Origin of the sequence: Streptomyces sp. UH6, from assembly GCF_013421635.1 — a bacterium.
GTDB classification, from domain to species: domain Bacteria; phylum Actinomycetota; class Actinomycetes; order Streptomycetales; family Streptomycetaceae; genus Streptomyces; species Streptomyces abyssomicinicus.
The window spans coordinates 1-6687 of record NZ_JACADT010000253.1; the positions used below are offsets into that span (position 1 = coordinate 1).

The 6687-nt window shown below is 72.3% G+C and carries 5 protein-coding genes and 1 tRNA gene; 4 read left to right on the forward strand and 2 right to left on the reverse strand.

The window, feature by feature from the left end; translation table 11 throughout:
- Together HW445_RS14475 and trpB are read left to right on the forward strand one after the other, a co-directional pair.
- Positions 1-645 (forward strand): indole-3-glycerol-phosphate synthase (locus tag HW445_RS14475; protein WP_180221433.1); only part of this gene is annotated, 645 nt, incomplete at its 5' end.
- Positions 642-1895, forward strand: a complete 1254-nt coding sequence (trpB, locus tag HW445_RS14480) for a tryptophan synthase subunit beta (protein WP_180221434.1) — start codon at positions 642-644, stop codon at positions 1893-1895. The genes HW445_RS14475 and trpB, both read left to right, overlap by 4 nt.
- Positions 1896-1978: 83 nt before the next feature.
- Here the strand turns inward: trpB and HW445_RS14485 are convergent.
- Positions 1979-2064 (reverse strand) — tRNA-Leu (locus tag HW445_RS14485).
- A 29-nt stretch (positions 2065-2093) separates the two neighbouring features.
- Positions 2094-3410, reverse strand: a complete 1317-nt coding sequence (locus tag HW445_RS14490; protein WP_180221435.1) for an SGNH/GDSL hydrolase family protein — start codon at positions 3408-3410, stop codon at positions 2094-2096.
- Between the two features lie 392 nt (positions 3411-3802).
- Here HW445_RS14490 and HW445_RS14495 point away from each other — a divergent pair, with 392 nt between their 5' ends.
- Positions 3803-5065, forward strand: a complete 1263-nt coding sequence (locus tag HW445_RS14495; RefSeq protein WP_180221437.1) for a DUF445 domain-containing protein — start codon at positions 3803-3805, stop codon at positions 5063-5065.
- 64 nt (positions 5066-5129) lie between these two features.
- The gene (locus tag HW445_RS14500) at positions 5130-6626 is read left to right on the forward strand and encodes an MFS transporter (protein ID WP_180221436.1); all 1497 of its coding nucleotides are present in this window, start codon (positions 5130-5132) and stop codon (positions 6624-6626) included.
- Positions 6627-6687 lie beyond the last annotated feature (61 nt).

A 6687-nucleotide genomic window follows, 5' to 3' on the forward strand; every position in this document is an offset into this window, starting at 1 on the left:
CCGGGGCTGTCCGTGATCGCCGAACTCAAGCCGCGCAGCCCGCTCAAGGGCCCGCTGACCGACGACTACCGCCCCGAGGAGCTCGCCCGCCGTTACGCGGCGGGCGGCGCCGCCGCGCTGTCGGTCCTCGCGCACACCGAGGGCTTCGGGGGCCGTCCCGAGGACCTCGCGACCGTCCGGGCCGCCGTCGGCCTGCCGATCATGCGCAAGGACTTCATCGTCGACGAGTACCAGATCGCCGAGGCGCGGGCGTTCGGCGCGGACGCGGTCCTCCTGGTCGTCGCCGCCCTGACGTCCGAGAGGCTGTCCGCGCTCCACGCGTACGCCCTCGGTCTCGGGCTGCACACGCTGGTCGAGGTGCACAGCGTGGAGGAGGCGCGCACCGCGCTGCTCCTCGACGCGCCCAACATCGGCGTCAACCACCGCGATCTGCGGGACTTCCGCCTCGACCTCGGGCTCACCGCCCGGCTCCGTGCCGTGGTGCCGGACGACCGCGTCCTGATCGCCGAGAGCGGCGTGCGGGGCCCGGCCGACGCCCGCAGGCTCCACACCGACGGCGCGGACGCGGTGCTGGTGGGCGAGACGCTCATGCGCTCCGCGGACCCGGCGGCCGAGGTGGCCGCCCTCATCCAGGAAAGGTCATGACAGCCGTGACGACAGGAGGCTCCTTCCACCCCGACCCGGCGGGTCAGGTCCCGAGCGCCGAGGGCTACTTCGGCGCCTTCGGCGGCAAGTTCATCCCGGAGGCGCTGGTCGCCGCCGTGGACGAGGTCGCCGTGGAGTACGAGAAGGCGAAGGGCGATCCGGCCTTCGCGGCCCAGCTGGACGACCTGCTGGTGAACTACACGGGCCGGCCGAGCGCGCTGACGGAGGTGCCGCGGTTCGCCGAGCACGCGGGCGGCGCCCGGGTCTTCCTCAAGCGCGAGGACCTGAACCACACCGGCTCGCACAAGATCAACAACGTGCTGGGCCAGGCCCTGCTGACCCGGCGGATGGGCAAGAGCCGGGTCATCGCGGAGACCGGCGCGGGTCAGCACGGCGTGGCCACCGCCACCGCCTGCGCGCTGTTCGGCCTGGACTGCACCATCTACATGGGGGAGATCGACACCGAGCGCCAGGCGCTGAACGTGGCGCGGATGCGGATGCTGGGCGCCGAGGTGGTCCCGGTGAAGTCGGGCAGCCGCACCCTCAAGGACGCCATCAACGAGGCGTTCCGCGACTGGGTCGCCAACGTCGACAGCACGCACTACCTGTTCGGCACGGTGGCCGGCCCGCACCCCTTCCCGGCCATGGTGCGCGACTTCCACCGGGTGATCGGCGTCGAGGCGCGCCGGCAGATCCTGGCGCGCGCCGGACGGCTGCCGGACGCCGTGGTGGCGTGCGTCGGCGGCGGGTCGAACGCCATCGGCCTCTTCCACGCCTTCATACCGGACCGCGGGGTGCGCCTGGTGGGCTGCGAGCCGGGCGGACGCGGCGTGCCGACCGGAGAGCACGCGGCGACGCTCACCGCGGGCGAGCCGGGCATCCTGCACGGGTCGCGGTCGTACGTGCTCCAGGACGAGGAAGGACAGATCACCGAGCCGTACTCCATCTCCGCCGGCCTCGACTACCCCGGCATCGGCCCGGAGCACTCCTACCTGAAGGACTCCGGACGCGGCGAGTACCGGGCCGTGACGGACGACGAGGCGATGCTGGCGCTGCGGCTGCTGTCGCGCACGGAGGGGATCATCCCGGCGATCGAGTCGGCCCACGCGCTGGCGGGGGCCCTGGAGGTGGGCCGCGAACTCGGCCCCGAGGGCCTGCTGATCGTCAACCTGTCCGGCCGCGGCGACAAGGACATGGACACCGCCGCCCGCTGGTTCGGGCTGTACGACGAGAGGGAGGGGAACGGCTGAGCGGAGTCTCCCCGGCCGCCGAGGCCGCCGGGGCCGCCGATCGATGGCCTGCGAACCGTTCGTCCCGGTTCGCGGGCCATCCGTGGTACGGCCGGTGGGATTCGAACCCACATGGACTTCCGTCCACAACATCCTAAGTGTTGCGCGTCTGCCATTCCGCCACGGCCGCGGGGCGGTGCCCGGCCATCGTACTCGGCGTCAGAGGGTCGCCGTGGTGCCCCGGGAGAGGACGCCGGTGTCGAAGCGCTGCGCCATCCGGCGGTAGCCCGCGTCGTTGAGGTGCAGGTGGTCGCCGGAGTCGAGGTGCCCGGCGAGGCGGCGCGGGGCGTAGGGATCGCGCAGGGCCGCGTCGAGGTCGAGCACCGCGTCGAAGATCTCGCCGCGGCGGATCTCGGTGTTGACCGCCTGCCGGGCGCTCTCGCGGACGGCGTCGTACCCCGTGTGGCCCCCGAACGGCATCAGCGTCGCCCCGACGACCGGGACGCCCCGCGCGTGGGCGCGGGAGACCAGCGCGCGCAGGCCGGCGGTGACGGCGGCGGGGTCGGGCGTGCCGTCGGGGTCGCGGAGGATGTCGTTGATGCCGAGGACCACGACGACCGCCTTGGTGTTGGGCCGCGACAGCGCGTCCCGCTCGAAGCGGTTCAGGCCGCTGGGGCTGTCGGCCGGGCGGCCGAGGCCGTCGGTGAGGAGCTGGTTGCCGCTGATGCCCGCGTTGGCGACGCCGTGGCGGAAGTCCAGACGCTCGGCCAGCACGTCGGTCCAGCGGGCGTTCTGGCCCGTCGTGGAGGTGATGCCGTCGGTGAGGGAGTCGCCGATGACCACCACGGTGCCCCGGGCGTCCTTGCTGAGGACGTCGAGGGCGGTGACGTACCGCCAGTGCGGGGTCGGCTCCGTGTAGGCCAGGGCCCGCGGGTCCAGGACGTGGTCCCCGGTGGCGACGTACGAGATCTGGCGGGCGTGCCGGTGGTAGGTGACCGGGCCGGAGGGCGTCGGGGAGTAGGTGGTGATCAGCAGGTCGCCGTCGGCCGGCACCCGCAGGGCCACCGCGTCGCTGACCACCTGGCCGCCCGGCGGGACGGTCACCGCGGGGACCCCGGAGAAGGTCAGCGGGCGCAGCGTGTCCGGGAGGGCCTCCGCGGCGTTGTCCCGGGCGGCGACACCGACCGAGGCGGAGGTGATGCGCAGTGGCAGCTGTCCGTAGTGGTTGGACAGGGTCACCCGTGCGGCCGAACCGCCGGCGCTGGTGTGGACGATGTTGCGCACCGACCGTCCGGCGAACCCGGTCGGTTCCGTGCCGGGTTCGGCTCCGGAGGGTGCGGCGGCCCAGCTGCCGACCCACGTGCCGGTGGAGGCCGGCGCGGCGGGGTTGTGGGGCACGCGGCCCCCGGACAGGCTGGTGTCGCGGGCCTCGGGCCGGGCACTCGCCTGGCGGGCCACGAGATATATGCCGGCGCTGACGGCGATTATCAGGGCGGTGAAGGCCGCCAGCAGGGCGCAAGCGTGACGCCTGGTCATGCGGGGCTCGGGCTCCTCGGGCTTTTCGAACGACAGAACGACTGGAACGGCGGAAGGTGCGAGACATCCCCGGCGGCTTCCTGAGCGTCCTCGAGGACAGACGTCGGGAACGTTTGTTCCGTTCCCGGAGTCGGTCAAGCAGGGACGTTTCTTTCCTGACGGGGCATGTGACACAGGTGGACGGGCGACGAATGGGACGACAGGACGACAACGGCGGGTACCCCGGCGACCTCGCCGGGACCGCCGACGGCGGCGACGGGCGCGACGGGCGCGGCGGCGACGGCGGCATCGGTGGCGTCGGCGGTGCCGGGAGCGACGGTGGTAGGCAGGGCGAGCATGCCCGCCCGCCCGGAGGCGGCAATCGCGGCGTCCCCCGTTCGGCCGCACGCACCATGGATGGTTTCACCCTCGCCGACGAGGAGCGCCAGCGGGGTGTCCGTCGGATGAAGGCCCTGGCCACGGGGCTGCTGCTGGTCGTCGCCGTGATCTACGCGCTGGCCACCTGGGCGGAGCACCGGGGCGCGGGCGCCTGGGCGGGCTACGTCGCGGCGGCCGCCGAGGCGGGCATGGTGGGCGCGCTGGCCGACTGGTTCGCCGTGACGGCCCTCTTCCGGCACCCGCTGGGGCTGCCCATCCCGCACACCGCGATCATCCCCACCAAGAAGGACCAGCTCGGCGAGTCCCTGGGCGAGTTCGTGGGGGAGAACTTCCTCTCCGCGGACGTGGTGCGGACCCGGCTGCGCGCCGTCGGCGTCGGCAACCGGCTGGGCACCTGGCTGGCCGAACCGGAGCACGCCGACCGGGTGACGGCCGAACTGGCGACGGCGCTGCGGGGCGCGCTGACCGTGCTGAAGGACCGTGACGTCCAGGACGTGGTGGGCGAGGCCGTCACCCGTCGGGCGGAGGCGGCGGAGATCGCCCCGGTGCTGGGCAAGACGCTGGAGCGGGTGGTCGCGGACCACGGGCACAACCGGACCGTCGACCTGGTGGTGGCGCGGGCCCACGACTGGCTGGAGCTGCACGGCGACCGGGTGATGAACGCGGTGCAGGGCGGCGCCCCCGGCTGGACGCCGCGGTTCGTCGACCGGAAGGTGGGCGAGCGGGTCTACAAGGAGCTGCTGCGGTTCGTCACCGAGATGCGGGACATGCCGACCCATCCGGCACGGGACGCGCTGGACCGGTTCCTCGCCGACTTCGCCGTCGACCTGCAGTCCGACACCGAGACCCGGGCGCGCGTGGAGCGCCTCAAGAACGAGGTCCTGAACCGGGACGAGGTCCAGGACCTGATCGCCTCGGCCTGGTCGGCGGTGCGCCGGATGATGGTGGCCGCCTCCGAGGACGAGCAGAGCCGGCTCCGGCTGCGGGTGCGCGCGGGGCTGCTGTCGCTGGGCGCCCGGATGAAGGCGGACCGGCGGCTCCAGGAGAAGGTCGACGGCTGGGTCGAGGGCGCGGTCACCTACGTGGTCACCACCTACCGGGGCGAGATCACCGCCCTGATCACCGACACGGTCGCCGGCTGGGACGCCGAGCACACCACCCGGAAGATCGAGGCGCACATCGGCCGCGATCTCCAGTTCATCCGCATCAACGGCACGGTGGTCGGCTCGCTCGCCGGGCTGCTGATCCACACCGTGTCCCGCATGCTGGGGGCATAGCCGTAACGGGCGGGGCAACAGGGAGGGGAACCGCCGCTCGCTCAACGGAGAGGGAGACCACGCGATGGCAGTTGCTGCGACACCCGAACCCTCGGAGATCCCGGAGGAGACAGGAACCGTCACCACCGCCGTGCCGGCCCGCCTGGACCGGCTCCCGTGGTCCCGCTGGCACTGGATGATCGTCATCGGACTGGGAACCGTCTGGATCCTGGACGGCCTGGAGGTCACCACGGTCGGCAACATCGCCGGCCGGCTGGCCGAGGAGGGCAGCGGACTGCCCATCACCTCCGCCCAGGTCACCGGAATGGCGGCGGCGCTGTACGTCGCGGGAGCGTGCGCCGGAGCGCTGTTCTTCGGCTGGCTCACCGACCGCTTCGGCCGCAAGAAGCTCTTCATCACCACCCTGGCGGTCTATCTGGGGGCGACGGCTCTCACCGCGGTCTCGTTCGACGTCTGGTGGTTCTTCCTCTTCCGCTTCCTGACCGGGTTCGGCATCGGCGGCGAGTACGCGGCCATCAACTCCGCCATCGACGAGCTGATCCCCTCCGAGTACCGCGGCCGGGTCGACCTGATCATCAACGGCAGCTACTGGCTCGGCGCGATCGGCGGCGCGCTGCTGTCCATCGTCATGCTGGACACCGACATCTTCGCCGCGAACATCGGCTGGCGGCTGACCTTCGCGCTCGGCGTCGTGCTCGGCCTGGTCATCCTGCTGGTGCGGCGAAACGTTCCGGAGAGTCCACGCTGGCAGTTCATCCACGGCCAGGGCGACAAGGCGGAGGCCCTCGTCTCCGACGTCGAGCGGCAGGTCGAGGCGGAGAAGGGCCGCAAGCTGCCCCCGCCGGCCGGCGAGATCACCATCCACCAGCGCAAGTCCATCGGCTTCGGACTGATCGCCCGGACGGTCTTCACCAAGTACCCCAAGCGCACGGTGCTGGGGCTGGCCCTCTTCATCGGCCAGGCCTTCCTCTACAACGCGATCACCTTCGGCTTCGGGGCGATCCTCACCAAGTTCTTCGACGTCCAGGTGGGTCACACCGGCTACTACTTCGCGGTGATCGCGGCCGGCAACTTCCTCGGCCCGCTGCTGCTCGGCCGGCTGTTCGACACGGTCGGCCGCCGGATCATGATCTCGTCCACGTACATCCTGTCCGGCCTGCTGCTGTTCGTGACGGCGTGGCTGTTCAGCCAGGAGGTGCTGACGGCGACGACGCTGACGGCGTGCTGGTGCGTGGTGCTGTTCTTCGCCTCGGCGGGCGCGAGCAGCGCGTACCTGACGGTCTCGGAGATCTTCCCGATGGAGACGCGCGCGATGGCGATCGCCTTCTTCTACGCGGTCGGCACGGCCGCGGGCGGCATCGCCGGACCGCTGATCTTCGCGGACCTCACGGAGTCCGGGGTCATCGCGGACACGGTGCTGGCGTTCCAGATCGGCGCGGGCCTGATGTGCGCGGCGGGGCTCGTCGCGGTCTTCCTCGCCGTCAAGGCGGAGCGGCGCAGTCTCGAGGACATCGCCAAGCCCCTCTCCACCGTCGACACCCCCACCGCGCCCGCCGGCTGACCCGCCCCGCACTCCCTCTCCGAGCACCGCGCGGCCGCGCGTCGCGTTCGTGCTGCGCGTC

Coding starts and splice junctions, on each gene's coding strand:
- HW445_RS14490 (WP_180221435.1), bottom strand. CDS start 3,410: ATGACCAGGCGTCACGCTTGCGCCCTGCTGGCGGCCTTCACCGCCCTG.
- HW445_RS14495 (WP_180221437.1), top strand. CDS start 3,803: ATGGATGGTTTCACCCTCGCCGACGAGGAGCGCCAGCGGGGTGTCCGT.
- HW445_RS14500 (WP_180221436.1), top strand. CDS start 5,130: ATGGCAGTTGCTGCGACACCCGAACCCTCGGAGATCCCGGAGGAGACA.
- trpB (WP_180221434.1), top strand. CDS start 642: ATGACAGCCGTGACGACAGGAGGCTCCTTCCACCCCGACCCGGCGGGT.